This window comes from Micromonospora sp. NRRL B-16802 (assembly GCF_001279555.1).
Lineage (GTDB): Bacteria > Actinomycetota > Actinomycetes > Mycobacteriales > Micromonosporaceae > Micromonospora > Micromonospora profundi.
Genome location: NZ_LGEB01000075.1, coordinates 57,084 through 79,174 on the forward strand (window position 1 = coordinate 57,084; position 22,091 = coordinate 79,174).

21 protein-coding genes are annotated in these 22,091 nt (G+C 72.9%); 9 read left to right on the plus strand and 12 right to left on the minus strand.

Features of this window, described 5'->3' with window-relative positions; translation table 11 throughout:
- Nucleotides 1-63: 63 nt before the first annotated feature.
- The 3 genes from ADK66_RS20960 to ADK66_RS20970 all read right to left on the minus strand — a co-directional run bounded on the left by ADK66_RS20960 (nucleotide 64) and on the right by ADK66_RS20970 (nucleotide 3,054).
- Nucleotides 64-837: an adenosylcobinamide-GDP ribazoletransferase gene (locus ADK66_RS20960; protein WP_053657926.1), complete on the minus strand. Its 774-nt coding sequence runs from the start codon at nucleotides 835-837 to the stop codon at nucleotides 64-66.
- Nucleotides 827-2,785: a bifunctional adenosylcobinamide kinase/adenosylcobinamide-phosphate guanylyltransferase gene (locus ADK66_RS20965; protein ID WP_053657929.1), complete on the minus strand. Its 1,959-nt coding sequence runs from the start codon at nucleotides 2,783-2,785 to the stop codon at nucleotides 827-829. Before ADK66_RS20965 ends, ADK66_RS20960 begins: the two co-directional genes overlap by 11 nt.
- Nucleotides 2,786-2,847: 62 nt before the next feature.
- On the minus strand, nucleotides 2,848-3,054 hold the full coding sequence (locus ADK66_RS20970; protein ID WP_053657931.1) for a hypothetical protein: 207 nt from the start codon (nucleotides 3,052-3,054) through the stop codon (nucleotides 2,848-2,850).
- Between the two features lie 160 nt (nucleotides 3,055-3,214).
- Between ADK66_RS20970 and ADK66_RS20975 the strand changes: the two genes are divergently transcribed.
- Both ADK66_RS20975 and ADK66_RS20980 read left to right on the plus strand, forming a co-directional pair.
- Entirely contained in the window at nucleotides 3,215-3,415 is a 201-nt protein-coding gene (locus tag ADK66_RS20975) for a hypothetical protein (protein WP_053657932.1), read from the plus strand.
- Nucleotides 3,415-4,212: a site-2 protease family protein gene (locus tag ADK66_RS20980; RefSeq protein ID WP_053657934.1), complete on the plus strand. Its 798-nt coding sequence runs from the start codon at nucleotides 3,415-3,417 to the stop codon at nucleotides 4,210-4,212. The genes ADK66_RS20975 and ADK66_RS20980 overlap by 1 nt, the downstream gene beginning before the upstream one ends.
- 77 nt (nucleotides 4,213-4,289) lie before the next feature.
- Here ADK66_RS20980 and ADK66_RS20985 read toward each other — a convergent pair whose 3' ends face one another.
- The 3 genes from ADK66_RS20985 to ADK66_RS20995 all read right to left on the minus strand — a co-directional run bounded on the left by ADK66_RS20985 (nucleotide 4,290) and on the right by ADK66_RS20995 (nucleotide 11,057).
- Nucleotides 4,290-5,288, minus strand: coding sequence for an aldo/keto reductase family protein (locus ADK66_RS20985; RefSeq protein WP_053657936.1), 999 nt, complete (start codon nucleotides 5,286-5,288; stop codon nucleotides 4,290-4,292).
- A 44-nt stretch (nucleotides 5,289-5,332) separates the two neighbouring features.
- Nucleotides 5,333-10,099, minus strand: coding sequence for a WG repeat-containing protein (locus ADK66_RS32355; RefSeq protein ID WP_053657939.1), 4,767 nt, complete (start codon nucleotides 10,097-10,099; stop codon nucleotides 5,333-5,335).
- Between the two features lie 397 nt (nucleotides 10,100-10,496).
- The gene (locus ADK66_RS20995) at nucleotides 10,497-11,057 is read right to left on the minus strand and encodes a helix-turn-helix domain-containing protein (protein ID WP_053657941.1); all 561 of its coding nucleotides are present in this window, start codon (nucleotides 11,055-11,057) and stop codon (nucleotides 10,497-10,499) included.
- A 66-nt stretch (nucleotides 11,058-11,123) separates the two neighbouring features.
- On the opposite strand from ADK66_RS20995, the gene ADK66_RS21000 reads away from it, so the two are divergent.
- Together ADK66_RS21000 and ADK66_RS21005 are read left to right on the plus strand one after the other, a co-directional pair.
- The gene (locus tag ADK66_RS21000) at nucleotides 11,124-11,855 is read left to right on the plus strand and encodes an AzlC family ABC transporter permease (protein ID WP_053657943.1); all 732 of its coding nucleotides are present in this window, start codon (nucleotides 11,124-11,126) and stop codon (nucleotides 11,853-11,855) included.
- On the plus strand, nucleotides 11,849-12,157 hold the full coding sequence (locus tag ADK66_RS21005; RefSeq protein WP_053657945.1) for an AzlD domain-containing protein: 309 nt from the start codon (nucleotides 11,849-11,851) through the stop codon (nucleotides 12,155-12,157). The genes ADK66_RS21000 and ADK66_RS21005 overlap by 7 nt, the downstream gene beginning before the upstream one ends.
- Before the next feature lie 6 nt (nucleotides 12,158-12,163).
- Here the strand turns inward: ADK66_RS21005 and ADK66_RS21010 are convergent, their stop codons facing one another.
- The 3 genes from ADK66_RS21010 to nadA all read right to left on the minus strand — a co-directional run bounded on the left by ADK66_RS21010 (nucleotide 12,164) and on the right by nadA (nucleotide 15,595).
- Nucleotides 12,164-12,757, minus strand: coding sequence for a DUF3043 domain-containing protein (locus ADK66_RS21010; RefSeq protein ID WP_053657947.1), 594 nt, complete (start codon nucleotides 12,755-12,757; stop codon nucleotides 12,164-12,166).
- A 70-nt stretch (nucleotides 12,758-12,827) separates the two neighbouring features.
- Nucleotides 12,828-14,183, minus strand: a complete 1,356-nt coding sequence (murA, locus tag ADK66_RS21015) for a UDP-N-acetylglucosamine 1-carboxyvinyltransferase (protein ID WP_053657949.1) — start codon at nucleotides 14,181-14,183, stop codon at nucleotides 12,828-12,830.
- 212 nt (nucleotides 14,184-14,395) lie between these two features.
- Nucleotides 14,396-15,595 (minus strand): quinolinate synthase NadA, encoded by a 1,200-nt coding sequence (nadA, locus tag ADK66_RS21020; RefSeq protein ID WP_053658307.1) that lies wholly within the window; start codon nucleotides 15,593-15,595, stop codon nucleotides 14,396-14,398.
- A gap of 44 nt (nucleotides 15,596-15,639) precedes the next feature.
- Here nadA and ADK66_RS21025 point away from each other — a divergent pair, with 44 nt between their 5' ends.
- The 3 genes from ADK66_RS21025 to ADK66_RS21035 all read left to right on the plus strand — a co-directional run bounded on the left by ADK66_RS21025 (nucleotide 15,640) and on the right by ADK66_RS21035 (nucleotide 18,518).
- Entirely contained in the window at nucleotides 15,640-16,803 is a 1,164-nt protein-coding gene (locus tag ADK66_RS21025; RefSeq protein WP_197281598.1) for a glycerate kinase, read from the plus strand.
- Between the two features lie 180 nt (nucleotides 16,804-16,983).
- Nucleotides 16,984-17,352 (plus strand): iron-sulfur cluster insertion protein ErpA, encoded by a 369-nt coding sequence (gene erpA / locus ADK66_RS21030; RefSeq protein WP_053657953.1) that lies wholly within the window; start codon nucleotides 16,984-16,986, stop codon nucleotides 17,350-17,352.
- Nucleotides 17,353-17,540: 188 nt separating this feature from the next.
- On the plus strand, nucleotides 17,541-18,518 hold the full coding sequence (locus ADK66_RS21035; RefSeq protein ID WP_053657954.1) for a carbohydrate kinase family protein: 978 nt from the start codon (nucleotides 17,541-17,543) through the stop codon (nucleotides 18,516-18,518).
- 134 nt (nucleotides 18,519-18,652) lie between these two features.
- On the opposite strand, the gene ADK66_RS21040 is transcribed toward ADK66_RS21035, so the two are convergent.
- On the minus strand, nucleotides 18,653-18,886 hold the full coding sequence (locus ADK66_RS21040) for a sulfurtransferase TusA family protein (protein ID WP_053657957.1): 234 nt from the start codon (nucleotides 18,884-18,886) through the stop codon (nucleotides 18,653-18,655).
- The gene (locus ADK66_RS21045; RefSeq protein WP_053657959.1) at nucleotides 18,883-20,034 is read right to left on the minus strand and encodes a cysteine desulfurase family protein; all 1,152 of its coding nucleotides are present in this window, start codon (nucleotides 20,032-20,034) and stop codon (nucleotides 18,883-18,885) included. The genes ADK66_RS21040 and ADK66_RS21045 overlap by 4 nt, the downstream gene beginning before the upstream one ends.
- A 229-nt stretch (nucleotides 20,035-20,263) precedes the next feature.
- Between ADK66_RS21045 and coxB the strand changes: the two genes are divergently transcribed.
- Both coxB and ADK66_RS21055 read left to right on the plus strand, forming a co-directional pair.
- Nucleotides 20,264-21,235 carry a cytochrome c oxidase subunit II gene (gene coxB, locus ADK66_RS21050; protein WP_053657960.1) on the plus strand — a complete coding sequence of 324 codons (972 nt, stop codon included), beginning with the start codon at nucleotides 20,264-20,266 and terminating at the stop codon, nucleotides 21,233-21,235.
- 10 nt (nucleotides 21,236-21,245) lie between these two features.
- Nucleotides 21,246-21,671, plus strand: a complete 426-nt coding sequence (locus ADK66_RS21055) for a cytochrome c oxidase subunit 4 (RefSeq protein WP_053657961.1) — start codon at nucleotides 21,246-21,248, stop codon at nucleotides 21,669-21,671.
- A gap of 101 nt (nucleotides 21,672-21,772) precedes the next feature.
- Here ADK66_RS21055 and ADK66_RS21060 read toward each other — a convergent pair whose 3' ends face one another.
- The gene (locus ADK66_RS21060; protein ID WP_053658309.1) at nucleotides 21,773-21,982 is read right to left on the minus strand and encodes a hypothetical protein; all 210 of its coding nucleotides are present in this window, start codon (nucleotides 21,980-21,982) and stop codon (nucleotides 21,773-21,775) included.
- Nucleotides 21,983-22,091 lie beyond the last annotated feature (109 nt).

Consider the following 22,091-nt stretch of genomic DNA (forward strand, 5'->3'; position numbering starts at 1 on the left):
CGTTCCCCCGGTGGCGGCGCCGGCGCTGTCGAGCCGAACGCTACCCGGCCGGCCCGGAGCTGTTCAGCCGGACAGCACCACACCCAGGTAGACAAGCGTGGTGACCACCTCGACTGTCGCGCCGAGCACGTCGCCGGTGATCCCGCCGAGCCGGCGTACCACGTGGGTCAGCAGCGGCACCGTGACGGCGAGTGCGGCAACGACGGCCAGCGGCCCCTGCCACGGACGGCCCGGCACCGCAGGCACCGCCAGCAGCGCGACGGCGACCGCGCCGACGGTCAGCGCCACAGGGCCGACCGTGCCGGCCACCAGGGCGCCCAGCCCGTCCGGACGGGCGGCCGGAACCCCCCGCCGGCAGGCCACCGTCACGCCGAGCCGCCCGGCGGCGGTTGCGGCGACCACCGCCGCGAGGCACGCCGGCCAGGACCGGCCGGCAAGCTCGGCGAGCGCCGCGGCCTGCACCAGGAGTACGACCACAAGGGCCACCACGCCGAACGGCCCGACGTCCGGCTTCTTCATGATTTCCAGGGCGGCGGCACCCCGCCGGTACGAGCCGAGGGCGTCCACCGTGTCGGCCAGCCCGTCCAGGTGCAGCCCTCGGGTCAGCAGGGCGGCGGCCCCCACAGTCACACCGGCTGCCACAAGCGCCGGGGCGAGAGCGCCGACCAGCAGCAGGACACCTGCCAGCAGCGCGCCGAGCAGCGCGCCGACGGCCGGGGCGAGCGCCATGGCGGTGCCCGCCACCGTGCGGTCGATCCGTCCGGCGCGTACCGGCAGCGTGCTGAAGGTGGTGACCGCCAGCCGGGCTCCCGCGAGGAGCCGCGAGTCAGCCGGCACGCCAGCCCGACGCCGGCTGCGCGTCCGGCTCGGTGCTGGTCGGGCCCGGCCCGGCCGGCTCCGGTTCGACGAAGTCCGGCTCGGCGTCACGATCCGGCTCGGTGGTAGGCCCGGGCTCGACGTCGTCGTCGTCCTCGTCCGGGGCGGTGTCGACCGGGGCGGTTTCCGGCGTCGCCGGCTCGTCCAGGGCCTCGTCGCCGGCCAGCGACGGGTGCACCGGCAGCGCGGCGGCCAGCGCCAGCACCGAGCGCAGCAGCGGGAGCGCCACCAGCGCGTTGGCGCCCTCACCGAGGTCCATCCGGAGGTCGAGCAGCGGGTTGAGGCCGAGCACGTCGGCGGCCAGCCGTACCGCCGGGTGACCGCCGTGGTCGGCCAGCAGGCACCAGTGTCGCGCCTGCCCGGCCAGGTCACGGCTGACCATCCCGGCGGCCATTCCGACAGGCCCGTCGAGCAGCACCGGCACCCGCCGGGCGGTCGCGCCGAGCAGCACGCCGGTGGCCACCGCCACGTCGCCGCCGCCCAGCTCGGACAGCACGTCCTTCGCGCCGCGCGGCGAGTGTCGGGTGCGGTGCAGTGCGTCGCGCACCGCCGCGCAGCGGATCATCCAGGCCGCGTCGTCGATCGCCCCGGCGTCGGTGAAGACCCTGCCCAGCACTGCCGGTGGTTCCGCGCCCGCAGTGGCCGCCAGCACCGCCGCCGCTGCCGCCTCGGTGCCGGCGCCGCACGCTGCCAGAACCAGCAGTTGTACGCCCGCGTCGGCCGCCTGCTCGGCCAGCCGCCAGCCGTAGCGCAGCGCCGACTCCACCTGGTCGAGGGTGAGCGCCGGCCCGTCCTCGATCGGCGCGGCGGCCGGAGTATCCACCACCTGGAGGCTCGCGCCGCTCTCGGCGGCCAGTCGGGCCAACGCGCCCCGACCGGCGCGAGCCTGCGCGGCCCGGCGCGCCGACTCGCCGGCCACGGCGCCCGCCGACGCCCCACCGGCGTGGTCGCCGTGCAGCAGCAGCACCCGCACCGAACCCCAGGCTTGGGGAGTCGAGGTGCCCTGGGTGGCGGCGGCGAAACCGACCACCCGGTCCAGCACGCCCAGCCCAGCGCCGGGTACGTCCAACGTGGCCAGCCGGTCCACCGCCTGCGGGCCGGCGTACTCGTCGGGCATCGGCAGTTCCATGCCGGGCTGGATGACAAGCCCTGTCGACACCATCGGCAGTGCCATCGTCGGCGCGGCCCAGGGGTTGCCGGGCTCCTGGTTCGGGGCCACCGGAGGCGTGTGGGTCAGGACGTCGGGCAACTGCACCTCGGGGGTGGGCTCGACGTCGTCAGGGCTCGATCCGGAGCCGACCGACGCCGTCCCGGTCGCGGGGGCAGCGGCGACAGAGGGGGCGGCGGCGGTGGGCGGCACGGCGGCCGGCTTCAGCGGGACCGGCTGGCCGGCGACCACAAGCACCACCGAGTCGCAGGCGTCGGCGACCGCCCGGTTGACCGCGCCGAGCGCGTCGGTGAACGCCCGACCCAGCGGGGTGGTCGGCACCAGCGACAGCCCCACCTCGGGGCTCACCAGCACCACCCGCGCCGCGCAGGAGCCGATCGCCTCGGCCAGCTCGGCGACCGTAGCCAGGTCGTCGGCGGGCTGGTGGTCCGGGTCGAGCAGCACCGTCACCCAACCACCGAGGTCGTCCACGAGCAGCGTCTCGTTGGGCTCGGCGGACGAGATCACATCCGCCAGCCGACGCGGCTCTCCGGCGGTCTCCTCGCTGGTCCAGGTGCCCGGCCGCCGGGCGCGGTGCGCCGCGAGCCGGGTCGCCCACTCGGTGTCCTCCGGGTCGCCCTCACCAGCGGTGGCGATGTATCGGACCACCGGCGCGTCGGCGACCAGGGACTCGGCGAACTCGGACTTGCCGGATCGGATCCCGCCGAGCACCAGGATCGTCTTCCACCCCTCAACGGACATGCTCGTACCTTAGAGCCAGCCCGAAGGCACCAACAGCACAGGTAGCGCTGTCCCGGCCCGGATCACCGTTCGCCGGGTGCGCGGTACTGATAGTCGTTGGGGTTCACGTCCGCCGGCTTCGGGTCCTCCTGCCAGAGACCTTCGCCGGGGCGGGCGAGCAGGGAATCGACAAGTTCCTCCCGGTCCATCTCCCGCGCGCCCTCGATGCCGCCCCGTACCGCGATGTTCCGCAGATCATCGGTGTCCCATTCCCGCAACGGCCTGCTCATCGTCCCGCCCCCCGTCGTACGCCGTCGGTCCGTGCCGATGCCGGCGGCATACCCTCAGGCACGCGCTGTGGAACCTCCGCACGGGCCGCTGTCAGCGCGGCCGACTACGCTTGCGAAGGTTCGTCCCGGCGGGACTTCAGCGGCGAGGGGAGACGCGCACATGGCGTGGAGCTGGCGGTACGAGGGCACGGACGGCCAGACGGTCGAGGGTCCGGCGGAGTCGTTCGGCAGCCAGGCCGACGCCGAATCCTGGATCGGTCAGACCTGGCGTGAGCTCGCGGCGTCCGGCGTCACCTCGGTCGCGCTCATGGAGGACGACCGGTTGGACTACCGGATGAGTCTGCAGCCCACGGCCGAGTGATGGGTTACGACCGGCCGGGCGGTGACGGGCTGGTGCTCGGCGTGCCCAAGGCGGCATTCCGGCCCAGCCCGGTCTTCCTCGGCCTGGTCGCCCTCTTCGCGGTCAGCGGTGCCCTGACCTGGAACGGGGTGGGCAATGTCCGGTTCAACGTGTTCGTCTTCGTGGTCACCGGCTGGCTGGTCTCGCTCTGCCTGCACGAGTACGCCCACGCGGTGGTCGCGTACCGGGCCGGCGACCGGGACATCGCCCACCGGGGCTATCTGACGCTCAACCCGTTCAAGTACACGCACCCGCTGCTGTCGATCGTGCTGCCCGTGGTGGTGGTGCTGCTCGGCGGCATCGGCCTGCCCGGCGGCGCGGTGTGGGTGGACCGTCACTCCATCCCGGGTCGGCTGCGGCACACACTGGTCAGCCTCGCCGGCCCGGCCACGAACGTGCTGTTCACGCTGGTGTTGGTGGCCGCTGTGCGCTTCGGCACCCAGTCGGGTGGCCCTGTGGAGTTCTGGGCCGCTGTCGCGCTGCTGGGCTTCCTGCAACTCACCGCGAGCGTGCTGAACCTGCTGCCGGTGCCCGGCCTGGACGGCGGCAACATGATCCAGCCGTGGCTCAACCCGCAGTGGCGCAAGATGTACGACCTGTTCGCCCCGTACGGCTTCATTCTGCTCTTCGCGCTGCTGTGGAACCCGCGCATCGGAGGCTGGTTCTTCGATGCCGTCTTCGCCGTCGGCGACCTGCTCGGTCTGCCGTCGTGGCTCTACGCCACAGGCCTCGACCTGATCCGCTTCTGGCAGGGCTGAGCGGCTGCCAGGGCTGAGCGGGTTTTCCGGCCCGGTCGGGCGCGCCGATCCGAGCTGCCGACCGGGCCGGAGCCGCGTCAGGGCCGCTGGGCGGGGGACTCGGTCTTCGCCGCGTCCCGCTCGGTGATCGGGTCGATGATCTCGTCGATCGCCTTGAGCAGCTCGGCTTCGAGCTTCACCCCGGCCGCCTTGACGTTGTCCTGCACCTGCTCGGGGCGGGACGCGCCGATGATCGCCGAGGAGACGTTCGGGTTCTGGAGGACCCAGGCCACGGCGAGCTGGGCCATGCTCAGCCCGGCCTGCTCGGCGAGGGGCTTGAGCTGCTGCACCCGGGTCAGCACGTCGTCGCGCATGAACCGGGAGATGAAGCTCGCGCCGGACTTCTCGTCGGTGGCCCGGGAACCGGCCGGCGGCGGCTGCCCCGGCAGGTACTTGCCGGAGAGCACACCCTGCCCCATCGGCGACCAGACGATCTGCCCGATGCCCAGCTCCTCGCTGGCCGGTACGACCTCGGCCTCGATGACCCGCCACAGCATCGAGTACTGCGGCTGGTTGGAGACCAGCGGGATGTGCAGCTCACGGGCGAGCGGGTGGGCGGCGCGCAGCTGCGCGGCCGTCCACTCGGAGACGCCGATGTAGTGCGCCTTGCCGGAGTGCACGACGTCGGCGAACGCCTCCATCGTCTCTTCCAGCGGCGTGCTGTGGTCGTACCGGTGGGCCTGGTAGAGGTCCACGTAGTCGGTGCGCAGCCGACGCAGCGAGCCGTTGATCGACTCCATGATGTGCTTGCGGGACAGACCGCGGTCGTTGCGGCCCGGCCCGGTCGGCCAGTAGACCTTGGTGAAGATCTCCAGGCCCTCGCGACGCTCGTTCTGCAGCGCCCGGCCGAGCACGTCCTCGGCCCGGGTGCCGGCGTACACGTCGGCGGTGTCGAAGGTGGTGATCCCCGCGTCGAGGGCGGCCCGGACGCACGCGAACGCGGCGTCCTCCTCGACCTGTGAACCGTGGGTGATCCAGTTGCCGTACGAGATCTCGCTGACCATCAGGCCGGAACGGCCCAGGTGTCGGAATTCCATGTACTGAACCTAGACCCAGCCGGTCATTACCGCCGACCTGCCGTTCAGAGCACCGGGTTGGCGTCGGTGAGCAGCCGATCGATCTCCGCCAGCACCTCGGCGCGGTCGCGGTGCACCGGGTCGATGAGCGGCTCACCTTGCCGGTCCAGCGCGCCCCACCGGCCGCCGCTGCCGACCAGGAACGCCACCGGGTGGATGACGAGCATCGGGTACGCAGGCGGCACGAGCACCGCGCCGGTCCGGTCCACCACACCACGCCGACCGGCCACGTCGACCACCACGAGGCCCTCGTCGGTGAAGCCGTCGACCGGCCCACCGTCGGTCAGCTCGGTGACGAAGCCGTGGTAGCGGGTGGGCACCACGATCCGTCCGGTCCGGTCGACAGCGCCCCATCCCTCACGGCGTACCGCGGCCAGCCCGCGGCGGAACGGACGTACCTCTGCGAAGTTCGGCGGGACCTGCACCGCGCCGGTGGGGTCGATCGCCGTCCACCCGCCGTCGGTGACCACCCAGGCCAGGCCGTCGCTGAACGGGCGCGCCACGCGGTACGACGGGGGGATCACCGTCGTACCGAGCAGGTTGATCAGGGACCACCGGTCGGTGTCCGGCCGCCGTACCCAGGCCAGGCCGTCGTGGAACGGCTGCGCCTCGGCGTACCGGGCGGGAATGACCACGTCGCCGTCCTGGTCGACGTAGCCCCACAGTGGTCCGTCCCGGTCCGGCTGCGGGGGCCGGTCCCGGTCGAGCACCTCGTCGCGACTCCTGGGGTACGGGCCGAAGCCGTCGGCGGACGCGCGTTCGGCGACCGCGTCGAGCGCCACCCGGACCCGCTCCAGCAGTTCGGCGTCGCCGGCGCCGCGCAGGTCGAGGGCGCGTTCGAAGTGCTGGCAGGCCTCCATGAGCCGGCCCTGGTCGTAGCAGGTCCGTCCGGCGTGCTCGTGCAGGGAGGCCCGCAGCCGGTCGGGCAGCTCGACCGAGTTGGCCTCGGCGAAGAGTTGGTCGGCCTCGGCGAAGTCGCCGCGCCAGCGCAACACGTGTGCCAGCCGGGCCTGAGCCAGTGCGGTCCGGCGCAGCTCCCCGGTCGCCTCCGCGTAGGTGAGGGCGAGCCGGCCGTCGGCCAATGCGTCGTCCAGGTCGCCGAGGATCCGCGACGCCACCGCCCGCAGGCTGAGCAGCCGGGCACGCGCCCGGTTGTCGATCGCCGAACCGAGCTTCTCGGTCAGCCGCCGACGGATCGCCCGCATACTGTCCGGCTCGGTCAGCTCCTCACGCAGCGTGACCGGGTCCAGCCGCCAGCGGTACGCCGCCAGCACCTGCTCCGGATCGCCCGGGTCGGCCAGGGACGGTCTTCTCGGCTCCGGCGCGGCAGCGGGCGGCTCCGACGTCGGTGCGTCGACGTCCGCCGATCCGGTCCGTGGCCCGGGAACCACGCCCGCAGGCACACCCGACACCGGCCGTGCCGCAACAGGCGGCTCAGCATCCTTCTCGGCGCCGGTGTCGGCGTCCTCCTCGGCATCGGTCTTGGCGTCCTCCTCGGGTGGCGCGGAGGTCGCCTCGACGGCTGGGTGGTGTGTAGGGGTCGCCGCGTCCGCCGTGGGGGACGGCTCGTGCACGTCGGTCGGCGCCGGTGGTGCGGACGTCGGCCGGTCCGGGGCCGCGGGGTCGTCGGAGCCGGCGTTTGCCGACGGTACGTCGGAGGTGTCTGCGCTCGACGGCTCCGCGTCCGCGCCCTCGTCGGTGTCGGTGGCGGTGTCGCGGAGGTGTTCGCTGTGGGCCTGCGCTCCGGTATCCGCCGGGCCTGGGTGCTGTGCCTCGGTCGGGGCCGGCTCGACAGCGACGGCGGGCGGTGGCTCGGCCGCATGCACGAGGTACGGGCCCTCGTCGTCGTTCCCACCTGCCCGGTCGTCGTGGTCCGCGTCGAAGTCGGCGTCCACATTGACGTCGTGGTCCACATCGACGTCGTGGTCCGCGTCGACGTCGTGGTCCACATCGACGTCGTGGTCCGCGTCGACCTCGTCGACAGGCGGCGAGGAGGCGGGCGTGGCTGGAGGTGCGGAGATTGGAGTGGCCGGGGGCGCGGAGATCGGCTGGGCTGGAGGTGCGGAAACGGGTGCCGTGACGGCAGCGTCGGTCCACCGGTCGGCGGCGGTGGGTTCGGCGGCGGGTTCGGCGTCCACCGTCGACCGGTCGTGCTCGCCCACCGGCCCGGACACGGGTGCGGCCGAGCTGCTGAGGATCGCCCGATCGTCGGTCGCGTCGGTCGCCTCGACCGGGTCGGTCGCGTCAGTCGTCCCGGCTGTCTCGATGGCTACGGCCGCGTCGACCGTCTCGGCTGGCCCGCTCGTCTCGCGCTCGACCGTTTCGACTGGCTCGGTGGTCTCGCGCTCGGTCCTCTCGCCCTTGTCGGGCTCGGCCGGCTTGGCAGGGCTGAACCAGGCGTCCGGCCGCTGAGCCGGAACCTCGGCCGGTGGGGGAGCCGACGACGCGGGCGGCTCCGAGGGCGGCGGGGGCACGTACCGGCGCGGCACACCGGGGGCGATCGGAAGCGCCCGATCGGGGTCCACCTCGGGTGCGGGCGATGTGGGCGCCGAGAGCGGGCGGGCGACCGGCGGGTCCGGGCGCTGCCAGGTGGGAGGTGGCGCGACCGCAGGTCCCACGTCCCGCCGCGCCTCGTCCAGCCCACTGCCCGCGCCGGGCCCACTGCCCGCGCCCGGCCTGGTGCCCGTGCCCGTGCCCGGTCCGGGGTAACGCGGTGGTGCGGTGGGTTGGGCGGCGGCGGTAGGTGCCGGCCCGGCCGGCGTCCGCCGCTCGGACGGCTCGCGCCAGTCGGTCGGCGGCGACGGCTCGCGTCGATCGACGGGCGGGGAGGGCTCCCGTCGATCGAGCGGCGGCGACGGCTCGCGTCGATCGGTCGGTGATGGTTCGTCCCGGTCGGCGGGTATCGGGGGGTCCACCGTGGCGGGGAGGAACTCCAGTCGGAGCCGGGCGGCCGGCGGGCCGGAGACGGGTACGTCGCGCGGCGGGGAAACCGGCGCGGCCGACACCGGCCGATCCCGATCGTGACCGGCCGGAGTGGACGGCCGGCGCTCGTATTGGGTCGGGGCAGGCGAGGTCGGTGCGGCCGAGTGCGGGACGGGCGACTTCGGGGCAGCCGAATCCGAGGTGAAGGCCGCCGGACGGTCCCGGCCGGGCGCGGCAGGCGATCCGGGGGCCGGCGATACCGGTCGTGCTGGCGAAGCAGGTGCCGGCGATATCGGCCGCGCCGGGGAGACGGGCGCAGGCGGGACCGGCGTGGCCCGGCCCGGTGCGGTCGGTGTCGTCGCGGCGGGGCGAGCCGGCCGGTCGTCGTACCGGGAACGTTCGGCTGGTGCCCGCTCGGGTCGGCTGGCCGGCCGCGACGGCGCGCCCGTCTCGGGGTCGCGGTGGCCGGGCTCCCGGGTACGGTCCGGGCGTACCGGGCCCGGTGGCGGCCACGGAAGCATGCCGTCCGGTCGGGAGGCGGGCTGCACGCGGGGCTCGCGGTACGCCTCCGGCGAGGTCTCCTCGCGCGGACGCCGGTCGGGGTACGCCTCGGCGCGGGCCGCTGCCTCGCGCCGGTGCTGCTCGGTGTCGGGTCTGCGGCGCTCGTCCCGGCGCGACTGCTCCGGTGCCTCCTGCTCGGGCCGGCGCCGCCATCCGCCGTCGGGCGTCGGCGGCGTGCCGTACCCCTCGTCCGGACGGTGCCGCCGGTCGGCGGACGCACCAGGGTTGCCGTCCGGCCGGGGCCGACCGCCCGACCCGGCGCCTTCGGCGGCCCACTCCGAACGGCGGATGTCTTCCGGCCGCTCCATGCGGCGGGCGTCGTCGGGCCGCTCAGGACGGCGAACGTCGTCCGGGCGTTCCGGGCGGCGGGCGTCGTCGGGCCGCTCCGGGCGGCGAGCGTCCTCCGGCCGATCTGGTCGGCGGATGTCGTCGGCCCGCTCGGGGCGGCGGGCGTCGTCGGGCCTTCGGTCGGGGCGGTGACGCGGGCTGCTGTCCACGGGCGCCCACGTGCCCGGCGCTTCGGCTGCCCAGCCGTTGGCAGGCCGCTCGTCGTGGCTGCGGGGCGGCCTGGCGTCGTACCTGTCGGGGGTGCGTCGGTCGTGGCCGGCGGCCTGTCGCTCCGATGTGCCACGTCCGCGCGGCGTCTCGTCGGGCTCGGGGACCCAGCCGCCGTCGAACCGGGGTGCGGGGGAGACCGGCGGGGCGGCCGGATGTCCCCGGTCGGTCGGCTGAGGGCGGCGGCTGTCGTACCGCTCAGGGGCCTGCTGCTCGCGGTGCCAGGCGGCCTCCCGGGCCGGCCCTCGCTCGTCGCTGGGGCGCCGGTCGGACCAGGCGGTCCGCCGGTCCGACTCGGGGGAGCGGCGTTCCTCGCGCCGGGGCGGCTCGGGCAGTGGGCGGCGGTACGGCTCGTGGTCGTAGTGGGGGGCGTCGGACCGGCCGCGCGGCGGTGGTTCCAGCGGCCGGTCGTCACCGCGCGGCCAACTGTAGGCCGGGTTGCCGACCGGCTCGTCGTCCGGCCAGGAACGGTCGTGAGCCTGCTCAGCAGGGGGTTCGTCGGCCCAGGAACGGCCGAGGTACGTGCCGTCCGGGCGGGTGGGTGCCAGCGGTGGCACCTCGGTGCGGCCGACCACTGTCGCGCGTCCGCGCGGCGGCGGAGGTGGCTGGTGGGATGCGCCGATGTCGCCGGGATAACGCTGGCCGGGGAACTGGGGATGCCACTCGGTGGTCGGTTCGACCACCCAGGACGGTTCGTTCGGGTCCGGCCAGCGGTCGGTGTAGTGACCGTTCATCCGTTGGGCCTGTCGCCACATCCGGCCGCAAAGCCGATCCCGGAGGGCGGTGCGATGCCCGGGGGCGACGAGGTGCCCGGGGGTGGGCCCTCGCCGGGCGTCCGGTCGCCGCCTGCCACGCCTCGGTGGCCGGCTCGCGTCCGCTCGCTCACGGCGTTGTCACCTCGTTGCAAGTTGTCGCGCTGGGGCCTCGCGTGCCGGTCAGATCGCCCGTTCCGGCAGGGCGTGGCTGCGGATGGAGGGTAACGGCGTGGGCTCGGTCACCGCCACTATGGCGCTGCCCACGGGAGCAAACGTTATCCGACGGTTCCGGACATTTGGGTCGATAACCGTATCTGGTCCTCGACGATACCCCACCGTCGAGCGGACCGGGCCGGCCGGGATCGGCGTACCGGGCTCAGGGGTGTTCCATCACCAGGACGGCGAAGGTGCCGGGAAGCAGGGCCTCGTAGCGGTGCGGAAGGTCGCCGGGAAATGTCGCGTAGTCGCCCGGATCGAGGTCGACCGGGTTCGCCTCGGGGCCGACGCGCAGCCGGCCGGCGGCCACCACCACGTGCTCGACGCTGCGGGGGGTATGCCCGTCGGCCTCCCGGACGGCGCCGGGCTCCAACTCGATCAGGTAGACGTCCCGCCGCAGGTGCGCCGCACCGGCGCTGAGCAGCGTGCCGGTGAAGTCGGCCTGCTCGGAGCGGATCCGTGGCCCCTCCCCGGCGCGGATCACCCGGATGGCGTCGTCGGCAGGCTCCACGAGCCGCCCGAACGGTACGCCGAGCGCCACGCCGAGCGCCCAGAGCGTCTCCACGCTCGGGTTGCCGGTCCCGGACTCCAGGTGGGAGAGAGTGGACTTGGCCACTCCTGCCCGGCGGGCGAGTTCGGTGAGCGAGATGCCGACGCGCTCCCGTTCGCGGCGTAGGGCGGTGGCGATGGTGGCCAGCGGGGCGGAGGGTTCCGGCGGCATTTGTTCGCTCCATCGGATGAATGTTCGGTTTGACGAACGGCTGCGAGCTGTTCACCATAATGAACCATGCGTACGGTACAACGAACAGCCGACGCCGGGGTGCTTCGAGATGTGCTCGCCCTCGGCGCGGCGATGTTCGCCGTGGGCGCCTCCTTCGGGGCGGTCGCGGTGGCTGCCGGGATCCCGGTGTGGGCCACACTGACGATGTCCGCGGTCCTCTACGCCGGCGGCGCGCAGTTCATGGCCGTCGGTCTCGTGGCCGCCGGCAGCCCCCTGGCCGCCGTGCTGGCCGGGCTCCTGCTCAACGCCCGGCACCTGCCGTTCGGGCTCGCGCTCGGCAACAGCCTCGGACCCCGGCTGGGGCACCGGCTGCTCGGCAGTCACCTGCTGACCGACGAGGCGACCGCCTTCACGCTCGCCCAGCCGGACGGCGTCGCCCGCCGACGGGCGTTCTGGCTGGCCGGCACGCTGCTCTTCGTCGCCTGGAACGCGGGCACCCTGGTCGGCGTGCTCGCCGGCGGCGCGGTCGGCGATCCGGCCGCGTTGGGCCTGGACGCCGCGTTCCCGGCCGGGCTCATCGCGTTGCTGCTGCCGTCCCTGCGCGACCGGGACACCCGTCACGCCGCGCTGGGCGGGGCCGCCCTCGCTGTCGTCGCCACCCCGCTGCTGCCGGCCGGACTGCCGGTGCTGCTCGCACTCGCCGGCCCGGCCCTCATCGCGCTGCGCCGCCGCCGTACGCCAACCGGCGGTGCCGGCCCCACCGCAGTGCCGGCAGCCGGGGAGAGTGCGACGTGCTGATCGCGGTGATCCTGACGCTGGCCGCAGGCACCTACGGCTTCCGGGTCGCCGGTGTGCTGCTGCGGGACCGGCTCGACCTGCCCGAGTGGGCCCGGCTGCTGCTGCCGGTCGCCGCGGCCACGCTGCTCGCCGCGTTGGCGGCGACAGCGGCGATCACCGAGGCCGGCCGGTTCGCCGGTTGGGCCAGGCCGGTCGGGGTGCTCGTCGGCCTGCTGCTCGCCTGGCGTCGGGCGCCGTTCCTGCTGGTGGTGGTCGGCGCGGCGGTCACGGCCGCCGTGCTACGCCTGCTCGGTGTGCCGTGAGCGGGATCAGACCTTGTCGCCGAGTTTTACCTGCGGGGCCGGGGCACGCATCCGCCGGAAGGTGATCGCCCGCATCACCGCGTACAGGTAGAGCGAGCCCATCCGCTGGTCGGTCTTCGGGAAGCGCTCCCGGACCAACTTGCCGATCTTGCGGCAGATGAGCACCGAGTCGACGACCACACCCAGCGCCAGCGCGCCCCAGAGCAGGTTGGAGACCAGCCGGACCACCGGCGGCATCGCCGCGTTCGAGCCGATCAGCACGATCAACGCGCCACCGAAGAACCAGGTGCCGACGGTACGCCGGGAGTCGACCACGTTGCGGGCCAGCAGCCGCTCCGGGCCACGGTCGCGGGGGCCGCCCTCACGGCGGAACTCCGCGGCGGCCTCGGCGCGCAGCTTGCGTCGGCGCTCCCGCTCCTCCTCCTTGCTCAGGGGGCGGGTGGGGCCGGCGGGGCGCCGGCCGACGGTCGGCCGCTTGGGCGTCTCCCGACCCTTGGCCGGGGTGTAGCCCCGGGGCCGCTCGGCGGACTCCTCAGGGGTCACCGAGGAGGCGGCCTCGTCGACGAGGTCGGTGGACTTGCGGCGAAAGAGCGACGGCACGCGGCAAGGGTAGCCAACGGTTCGCGCCCGGTGCACATCGCGGTGCACCGGGCGCGAAAGGTGATCGAGGTTACGGACGCTCGACGTGCGCGCCCAGGTCGGCGAGCTTCGCCTCGAAGTCCTCGTAGCCGCGGTTGATCAGGTCGACGCCGTACACCCGGGAGGTGCCCTCGGCGGCGAGCGCCGCGATCAGGTGGCTGAAACCGGCCCGCAGGTCCGGAATGACCAGGTCCGCGGCGTGCAGCTTGCTCGGTCCGGCGATCACCGCCGAGTGCTTGAAGTTGCGTCGACCGAAGCGGCACGGGGTGCCGCCGAGGCAGTCCCGGTAGACCTGGATGTTGGCGCCCATCGAGTTGAGCGCCTCGGTGTAGCCCAGGCGCTGCTCGTAGACCGTCTCGTGGACGATCGACAGGCCCCGGGCCTGGGTGAGCGCGACCACGAGCGGCTGCTGCCAGTCGGTCATGAAACCCGGGTGTACGTCGGTCTCCAGCGCCACCGCGTTCAGCTCGCCGCCCGGGTGCCAGAAGCGGATGCCGCCCTCCTGACCCGGGTCGCCCAGCTTCGGCGGACGGGCGTCGGTGACCTCGTACTCGCCGCCGACGGACCGGAAGATGTTCAGGAAGGTCATCATGTCGGCCTGCTGAGCGCCGAGCACCTCGACGTGACCACGGGTGGCCAGCGCGGCGGCGGCCCAGCTGGCCGCCTCGATCCGGTCCGGGATCGGCCGGTGCGTGTAGCCGTGCAGCTTCGGCACACCCTGGATCTCGATCACCCGGTCGGTGTGGACCTTGATGATCGCGCCCATCTTCTGCAGGATGCAGATCAGGTCGATGATCTCCGGCTCCACCGCGGCGTTGCGCAGCTCGGTGACACCTTCGGCCATCACGGCGGTCAGCAGCACCTGCTCGGTGGCGCCGACGCTCGGGTACGGCAGGGCGAACTTGGTGCCGTGCAGCCCGTTGGGCGCGGACAGGTGCAGACCCTCGGGCCGCTTGTCGACGGTGGCGCCGAACTCCCGCAGCGCCTGAAGGTGGAAGTCGATCGGGCGCGGGCCGATGTGGCACCCACCCAGGTCGGGGATGAACGCGTGCCCCAGCCGGTGCAGCAGCGGCCCGCAGAACAGGATCGGAATCCGGCTCGAACCCGCGTGCACGTTGATCTGGTCGGTGCTGGCGCTCTCCACGTTGGCGGGGTCGAAGACGAGTTCGCCGTCCTCGACGCCGTCGGTCACCTTGACGCCGTGCAGCCCGAGCAGACCTCGGACCACCTCGACGTCGCGGATCTTCGGCACGTCGAACAATCGGCTCGGGGTGTCGCCGAGCAACGCGGCGACCATCGCCTTCGAAACCAGGTTCTTCGCGCCGCGCACGCGGATCCGCCCTTCGAGCGGAGCCCCTCCGTGCACGACCAGGACGTCGTCGGTCAACGCAACCTCCAGCGCGTCGGTGCTGCTGTGTTGATGGTGGGGAGCATGACCACTGTCGCTACCCCGGATGCGGGCATATCGAAACGGCCCGCTTGCGTCGTCGCTCCGGCAGCATAGCCCTCGGTGACGAAAAAGGACTCGGTCACACCGGCGTGTGCGGTACTAATCGGTGATCCGGCACTTTTGTGTGCCACGAGCGTCACGGAACGTGATCAGGGTGCGCCCGGGGGTGGGGTGACGGCGCCCGGCAGCGCGAGCATCTGGTCAAGCGCCACCCGAGCGTGGTGCGCGGTGTCGGCGTCCACAGTGATCTGGTTGACCACCCGGCCCGCGACCAGCTCCTCCAGCGCCCACACCAGGTGCGGCAGGTCGATCCGGTTCATCGTCGAGCAGTAGCAGACGGCCTTGTCCAGGAACATGATCTGCTTGTCCGGGTGGGCCAACGCCAGCCGGCGGACCAGGTTCAGCTCGGTGCCCAGCGCCCACGCCGAACCCGCCGGCGCCGCCTCGATGGTCTTGATGATGTACTCGGTGGAGCCGACGTAGTCCGAGGCCGTGACGACCTCGTGCCGGCACTCCGGGTGGACAAGCACGTTGACCTCGGGCACCCGCTCCCGTACGTCGTTGACGCTGTCCAGCGTGAACCGGCCGTGCACCGAGCAGTGCCCCCGCCACAGGATCATCTTGGCGTCGCGCAGCTGCTCCGGGGTGAGCCCGCCGCCGGGCTTGTGCGGGTCGTAGAGGACACAGTCGTCGAGCGACAGGCCCATCTCCAGCACCGCCGTGTTGCGGCCCAGGTGCTGGTCGGGCAGGAAGAACACCTTCGACCCCTGCTCGTACGCCCAGTCCAGGGCGCGCCGGGCGTTGGAGGAGGTGCAGACCACCCCGCCGTTGCGGCCCACGAAGCCCTTGATGTCTGCCGACGAGTTCATGTACGTCACCGGGACCGTGTCGCCGGCGATGCCCAGCTCGGTGAGCGTGTCCCAGGCGGCCTCGACCTGACCCAGCACTGCCATGTCCGCCATCGAGCAGCCGGCCGCCAGATCGGGCAGGATCACCCGCTGGGAGTCGGTGGTGAGGATGTCGGCGCTCTCGGCCATGAAGTGCACGCCGCAGAAGACGATGTACTCCGCGTCCGGGCGGGCGGCCGCCTCCCGGGCCAGCTTGAACGAGTCGCCTGTCACGTCGGCGAACTGGATCACCTCGTCGCGCTGGTAGTGATGCCCCAGCACGAACACCTTGCTACCCAGCTTCGCCTTCGCCGCGGTGGCGCGAGCCACCAGGTCGGGGTCGCTGGGCGCCGGCAGGTCGCCCGGACATTCGACGCCGCGCTCGGTGTCGGGGTCGCTGCCCCGGCCGAGCAGCAGCAGAGCCGTCGCCGTGTTGGAGGGTTCCACCCAGGTCGAAGTCACGAGATCCATGGTCCCACAGCGCGAGCACGGCGCAGCTTCTCTCGATGTGGGCTGCCACACTGCACCGCATGCGTGTGTTGCTCTGCCCGGACAAGTTCGCCGGCACTCTGCCCGCCCCGGAGGTCGCCGCGGCCGTTGCCGCCGGGTGGCGCACCGTCACCGCCGGCGACGACCTGCTGCTCCGGCCCCTCGCCGACGGCGGGCCGGGCTTCGTGGAGGTGCTCGCCGAGGCACTCGACGGCAGGCGGGTGCCGGTGCCGACCGTCGACCCGTTGGGCCGTCCGGCGGCAGGTGAGATCCTGCTCACCGTCGACGGCGCCACCGCCTACCTGGAGAGCGCCCAGGCGTGCGGGCTGCACCTGCTCACCGCCGCCGAGCGCGACCCGAAGACCACCACGTCGTACGGGCTGGGCCTGCTGGTGACCGCCGCCGTGGAGAGCGGGGCGAGCACCGTGGTGATCGGGCTGGGCGGCTCCGGCACCAACGACGGCGGCGCCGGCATGCTGGCCGCGCTGGGCGTCACCCCACTGGACGCCGGCGGTGCCGCGCTTCCGTACGGCGGGGCGGCGCTGGCCGCGATCGACGCGCTGGACGGCGCGCCCCGGCTGCGCGGCGCCCGGCTGGTCGCCGCCACCGACGTGGACAACCCGCTGCTCGGGCTGCATGGCGCGAGCAACGTGTTCGGCCCGCAGAAAGGCGCCGACCGGGCCGATGTCCTGCTGCTCGACGCCGCGCTGGAGCGCTTCGCCGAGGTGCTGGAACGGGACCTGCCCGGCTGCCCGGCAGGGCTCGGCGCGCTGCCCGGTGGTGGGGCCGCCGGCGGCCTCGGTGCGGCGATCCTCGCGCTCGGGGGCGCCTGCGAGTCGGGCATCGGTCTGGTCACCAGCGCCACCCGGCTGGACGCCGCGCTGGACACCGTCGACCTGGTGATCACCGGTGAGGGGTCCTTCGACCACCAGTCGCTGCGCGGCAAGGTCGTCGCCGGGGTGGCCGGGGCGGCCCGCGACAGGGGGGTGCCGTGCGTGGTGGTGGCCGGTCAGGTGAGCACCGGCCGGCGGGAGGCCGCCTCAGCGGGGGTGACCGACGCGTACAGCCTGGTCGAGCACTTCGGCGGCGAGGAGGCCGGCGGCCTGGACGCCGCGCTCAGCAGGCCCGCTGACGGGTTGCGCGAGCTGGGCGCGCGGCTGGCCCGGCAGTGGAGCCGCTGAGCGCTACTCCCCGCGTCGGCACGGCCTCATTTGGGGCGACCTGCGATGCCGATCCCGCCACGCGGGTGGGCCCGGCCGAAGCGGCGTACGATCGGAACTGGACCACAACCGGGAATCACTGGACGACGCGTGATGTTGGCCAGTGCGTCCGGACCTAAAACCGCGCAGGGAGACTTCCACGTGACCACGCCAGCGCAGACCGAGTCGACCGAGGCCCAGGCCCCTACTTCCGTCGTCCTCACCGACGTCGCGGCGCAGAAGGTCAAGGCTCTGATCGAGCAGGAGGGCCGCGATGACCTGCGGCTCCGCGTCGCGGTGCAGCCGGGTGGCTGCTCCGGCCTGCGGTACCAGCTCTTCTTCGACGAGCGTTCGCTCGACGGCGACGTCGTCACCGACTTCGGTGGCGTCGAGGTCGTCGTCGACCGGATGAGCAGCCCCTACCTGTCCGGCGCGACGATCGACTTCGCCGACCGGATCGACGCACAGGGCTTCACCATCGACAACCCGAACGCGGGCAACTCCTGCGCCTGCGGCGACTCGTTCAACTGAGTCGCGCCACACACCAGCGCGACGACGGGGCCGTCCTCCGGGGCGGCCCCGTCGTCGTGTCGGTGCGCCGGTGGGAGCGGTCCCGCACCGCCGGTTATCGCAGGTTGCTGTTGTCCGACCGACAAGACATCACGCGGTTGCCGGGCCGGTAGGCTGACCGCGCCCTGCTCCCGACCCCGAGGGTTGACATGAAGATCGCCGTGACCGGCTCGATCGCCACCGATCACCTGATGAGCTTTCCCGGTCGCTTCGCCGACCAGCTCATCGCTGATCAGCTGCACAAGGTTTCGCTCTCCTTCCTGGTGGACGACCTCGTGCTCCGCCGTGGCGGTGTGGCGGCGAACATCTCCTTCGGCATGGCGCAGCTCGGGCTGCGCCCCGTACTGCTGGGCGCGGTGGGCGCCGACTTCGCCGACTACCGCTCCTGGCTGGAGCGGCACGGCGTGGACTGCGACTCGGTGCACATCAGCGAGGTGGCGCACACCGCCCGCTTCGTCTGCACCACCGACACCGACATGTGCCAGATCGCCTCGTTCTACGCGGGCGCGATGAGCGAGGCACGCAACATCGAGCTGGCCCCGGTCGCCGACCGGCTCGGCGGCCTGGACCTGGTGCTTGTCAGCGCCAACGATCCCGAGGCGATGCTGCGGCACTCGGCCGAGTGCCGCTCCCGTGGGTACGCGTTCGCCGCCGACCCCTCGCAGCAGCTCGCCCGGATGCCCGGCGAGGACGTGGTGGCGCTGATCGAGGGCGCCGAGTACCTGATGACGAACGAATACGAGAAGTCGCTGCTGCAGAGCAAGGCGAAGCTGAGCGACGACCAGCTGCTCGACCTGGTCAAGGTGCGGGTCACCACGCTGGGCAAGGACGGCGTGGAGATCGCCGGGCGGGGGATCGACAGGATCCACGTACCCATCGCCCGGGAGATCCGCGCTGTCGACCCGACCGGTGTGGGTGACGGCTTCCGCGCCGGCTTCTTCACAGCGCTGTCCTGGGGCCTCGGCCTGGAACGCGCCGCCCAGGTGGGCTCGCTGCTGGCCACGCTGGCCCTGGAGACCGTCGGCACCCAGGAGTACGAGGTCCGCCGCGACCTCTTCGTCAAGCGCCTCGCCGAGTCCTACGGCGACACCGCGGCCGAAGAAGTCCGCCCTCACCTCCTGCCCTAACCCCCGCCCTCACCTCGCTCGCCCTCGCGATCTTGCACTTTGTGACGCCCCTGCGCGTCTTATGCCCTTTTTGCCGAGGCAGCAACTGCAAGATCGCGGGCGCGCGAGGGCGAGGGCGTGGGGGTGTGGGTGGGTCAGTGGGTGCGGCGGATGTCGTAGGCGGGGCCTTCGGGGCCGGGGATGGTGCCGAGGAACTCCTGGCCGCGCATGCGGCACCAGGCGGGGATGTCCACCGCCGCTGCCGGGTCGTCGGCGAGCACCCGTACCACGGTGCCCACCGGCACCTCGGGCATCCGGCGGGCCGCCGCGATCACCGGCAGCGGGCAGCGCTGGCCCCGGCAGTCGAGTACCTCGTTGGGCATCGTCACAGCCCCACCACCCCCGCCTCGGCGCGCAGCCCGGCGACGATTCCGGGCAGCTCGGCGAGGAACCGCTCGACGTCCGCCTCGGACGTCTCCCGGTGCAGGCTCACCCGGACGTTGCCGTGCGACAGCACGCCCATCGCCTCCAGCACGTGCGACGGCCGCAGCGTCGACGACGTGCAGGACGAGCCGGACGACACAGCGAAGCCCCGCCGGTCCAGCGCGTGCAGCAGCGTCTCGCCGTCGACGTACAGGCAGGAGAACGTCACCAGATGCGGTAGCCGCAGCACCGGATCGCCTACCACCTCCACGTCGGGCACCTCCGCCGACACCCGCGCCCGGATCCGGTCCACGAGCGGCGCCAACCGGGCCTGCTCGGTCGCCGCGTCGGCCGCCGCCGCGCGCAGGCTCGCCGCCGCCGCCACCACCGCTGGCAGGTTCAACGCCCCAGGGGTACGCCCACCCTCCCGCTCGTCGGCAGGCCACGGCGACTCCCAGCGGGTGCCCTTACGCACCGCCAGCACCCCCACCCCGGGCGGGCCACCCCACTTGTGCGCGCTGCCGGTGAGCACCGACCAGCCCGCCGGCACCGGCACCCGGCCGATGGACTGTGCCGCGTCGACGTACAACGGAACACCGACGTCGGCGCACGCGGCGGCAGCCTCGGCGACCGGTTGCACGGTGCCCACCTCGTGGCTCGCGGAGATCAGCGCGGCCAGCGCGACACCGGGAGCCCGGACGGCGTCCGACCACGCGGCCAGGTCCAGGCGCCCCCGCCTGTCGACAGGCACTGCCGCTGCCGTCCCGCCCGCCGCCTCGTGCTGCTCTGCTGCGTGCAGGACTGCGGAGTGCTCGATCGCCGAGTGCACGAACGCCGACCCGGACCGGCGCCGCCCGGCCAGGCCGCCGAGGACCGCCGCGTGCGCTGCCGTCGTACCGCTGGCCGTGAAAGAGATCTCGTCGGCGCGGACGCCGAGCGTCTGCGCGGTGGCCTCCCGGGCGGCGTCGAGCAGCTGCCGGGCGCGGCGGGCCTGGGTGTAGAGCTTTCCCGGGTCGGCCCAACCGTCCTCCAGGGCCGCCAGCAACGCCTGCCGGGCGACCGGATGCAGCGGCGCGGCGGTCGCCGCGTCCAGGTAGACAGGGGAAGCGCTCACGGATGCACCTTTGTTCGCGACTGCGGGGCTCGCAACCCCGGCTCACTCCTCGCGCTCACAGTCGCAAACGGTATCGCGGCGGTATGGGCAGGATCCCCCCGATGGGGGCGGAGAGTGACCCCACCACGGCCCAGCTCGTCATGGTCGAGTAATCTGCGACCGTCGGTGACGCCTTTGCCGCCGGTGCTGAGGAAAGACGCACCGCGGCGCGCTAGGGAGGCAGGACCAGGTGGTCGCAAGGAGTTCGGAGGTACGGCCGACGGCCGTACGGCACAGCGCTTCCCCAGGAGCAGGTGGACGCCGGGGACGTGGTGCCGGTCGGTTGGCCGGGCTCGGTCTCGGTGGCGTGGCGCTGCTGGTCCTGCTCACGGGCTGTGACGTGGGCCGGACGTTCGGCGGCTTCGGTTGGCCGCAGGGCGGCATCACGCCGGAGTCGCGGCGGATGTACGACCTGTGGATCGCCTCCTGCATCGCCGCGCTCGCGGTCGGGGTCTTCGTGTGGGGCCTTATCTTCTGGTGCGTGGTGCGCTACCGCAAGCGCGGCAACGCTCTGCCGGTGCAGACCCGCTACAACCTGCCGATGGAGTTCCTCTACACCATCGCGCCGATCCTGATCGTCTCCGTGCTCTTCTACTACACGGCGATCGTGCAGACCGACGTCGACAAGGTGTCGAAGAACCCGGACGTGACGGTCGAGGTCGTCGCGTTCAAGTGGAACTGGCAGTTCAACTACCGCGACGGGCAGGGCCCGGACGCCCGCACCACGGCGTCGACGCTCGGCACCAGTGACGTCATCCCGGTGCTTGTGCTACCGACCAACCGGTCCATCCGGTTCGAGGAGACCAGCCGCGACGTCATCCACTCCTTCTGGGTGCCGGAGCTGCTGTTCAAGCGGGACGTCTTCCCGGGCAACGTCCGCAACGTGTTCGAGGTTTCCAGCCTGGACGCCGAGGGCGCGTACGTCGGCCGCTGCGCCGAGCTGTGCGGCAGCTACCACGCCTTCATGAACTTCGAGCTGCGTGTGGTCTCGCCGGAGAAGTACGAGCAGTTCCTGGCGGCCAAGCAGGGCGGCAAGTCCACCCAGGATGCGCTGTCCGAGATCGGTGAAGAGCCGTACGCGGAGACCACGCGGCCGTTCGACACACGGCGGACGCAGAGCAACTTCAACCCGGACGACGCTCCGGCCTTCCCGGGAAGCTGAGGGCAGCCGCATGAAGACCGAGTGGCGAATCTTCCTGATCATCGCCGGCTTCCTCCTCGGGGCCACCGTCCTCTACGGCGCCTGGACCAACGGTGAGGCCGGCGGCATCGAGTGGGTGGGCACCGTGGCCCTGCTGCTGTCCTTCCTGCTCTGCACGATGTGCGGTGGGTTCTTCTGGTTCGTCTCCCGCCGTATCGACCTGCGCCCGGAGGACCGCCCGGACGCCGAGATCGCCGACGGCGCCGGTGAGGTGGGCTTCTTCAGCCCGGGCAGCTACTGGCCGTTCGGCCTGGCGATGGCCGCCTCGATCGCCGCGCTGGGCCTGGTGTTCTGGCAGTACTGGCTGATCGGTGTGGGAATGCTGTCGGTCGTCTTCGCCGTGTGCGGGCTGCTGTTCGAGTACTACAGCGGCACCCGGCGTACCGCGGAGCACTGATCCGCCGGTCGCGCTCGCGGCCGATGCGTAGCACCACGAAGGCCCGCTTCCTGAAGAGGGGAGCGGGCCTTCGTCGTGCGTGCGGTGGACCCGGCGGCGGGTCAGGCGGCGTGCTGGCGGGTGGGCTGGCGGCGATGCCGACGGTCGGCCAGCCGGGTGACCGGCGCGGGGAACGTGGCGATCACCACGGCGGCTCCGCAGTCGATGCAGATCAGCTCGGGACAGTCGGTGCCGTGGCTGTCGACGCAGGGCGGTGCCTCGAACAGTGCCACGCCCACGCAGACGTCGCAGTAGAGCTCGCGGTGCGACACGGGCGTCTCCTTCACTCCAGGCGACCCGCTCCGGCGTGACACGTGGCACCCGGCAGCGGTGAAGAACTACTCACCTGTAGTTTTCCACCCCGGTCCGACATTCCTGCGC